This window comes from Micromonospora qiuiae (assembly GCF_016863555.1).
Taxonomy (GTDB): Bacteria; Actinomycetota; Actinomycetes; order Mycobacteriales; family Micromonosporaceae; genus Micromonospora; species Micromonospora qiuiae.
This window is the reverse complement of sequence record NZ_BOPC01000208.1, coordinates 1-1,142: the sequence shown is the minus strand read 5'-3', so window position 1 is coordinate 1,142 and position 1,142 is coordinate 1. Positions and strand designations below refer to the sequence as shown.

The window sequence follows — 1,142 nt, the reverse complement described above, 5'->3', positions numbered from 1 at the left end:
CAACGCCCTGCGGTCGATTTTTCCATTCGGATTCAACGGCAACGAATCCATCACCACGAACGACACCGGAACCATATGCTCCGGCAACCGCTCACCCACGAACTCCCGCAACTGCGCCACACTCACCGGCTCACCCACCACCGGCTGGACATAACCCACCAACCGCACCGGCCCATCACCCGACCGGACCGCCACCACCACACCCGACGCCACCGCCGGATGCGCCACCACCACCGACTCCACCTCACCAAGCTCAACCCGGAAACCCCGAACCTTCACCTGATGATCAACACGCCCGACAAACTCCAACGACCCATCAGGCCGCCAACACACCACATCCCCGGTCCGATACAACCGACCACCCACCGCACCGGAAAACCCATCCGGCACAAACCGATCCGCCGTCAAACCCGCACGATTCCAATAACCCCACGCAACCCCCGGGCCCCCCAGCCACAACTCACCCGGAACACCCACCCCCACCAAACAACCCCACTCATCCACCACAAACGCCCATGTATTCGCGATCGTCGAACCAATAGCGCCAGCGCTGGCGGGAACGGTGGTCAGCGGATTGCAGGTCGAAATGCTGGTGACCTCGGTCGGGCCGTAGATGTTGTTGATCTGGGCACCGCCGGCGGCGACCGCCGCGGCGACGGAGCCGAGGTTGATCCGCTCCCCGCCGACGTAGACCTGCCGCAGGGTCGCGAAGGCGTCGGGGATCTCGTTGACGGTCGAGTTGAACAGCGCGGTGACGATCGCGACGGCGGTGACCGCTTCGCGGCGCAGCAGCTCGACGAAGCGCGGCGGCGAGAGCGCCACGTCGGTCGGCACCACCACCACCCGCCCGCCGTTGAGCAGCGGCCCCCACACCTCGAACAGCAGCGGGTCGAAGGAGGCGTTGGAGACCTGGCCCACGGCCCGCAGCTCCTCGGGCCGGACGTAGTCGGTGTCACGCAGCAGCCGGATGATGCCGCGGTGCGGCACCATGGCGCCCTTGGGCGTGCCGGTCGATCCGGAGGTGTAGATCAGCGTGGCGGCGTCCTCGCCGACGGTGCCGGGCGCGGGGACGACGTCCTGGTCCGTCAAATGGGCCTCGACGTCGGCGATGTCGAGGGACTCGCGGCCGGCCAGCGGGAGCT

At 67.2% G+C, this 1,142-nt stretch carries 1 protein-coding gene; it reads right to left on the bottom strand.

All coding sequences use genetic code 11. The features are described from left to right. On the bottom strand, nucleotides 1-1,089 hold a 1,089-nt coding region (locus Vqi01_RS30455; RefSeq protein WP_239098787.1), incomplete at its 3' end, for an amino acid adenylation domain-containing protein. Between the last annotated feature and the right edge of the window lie 53 nt (nucleotides 1,090-1,142).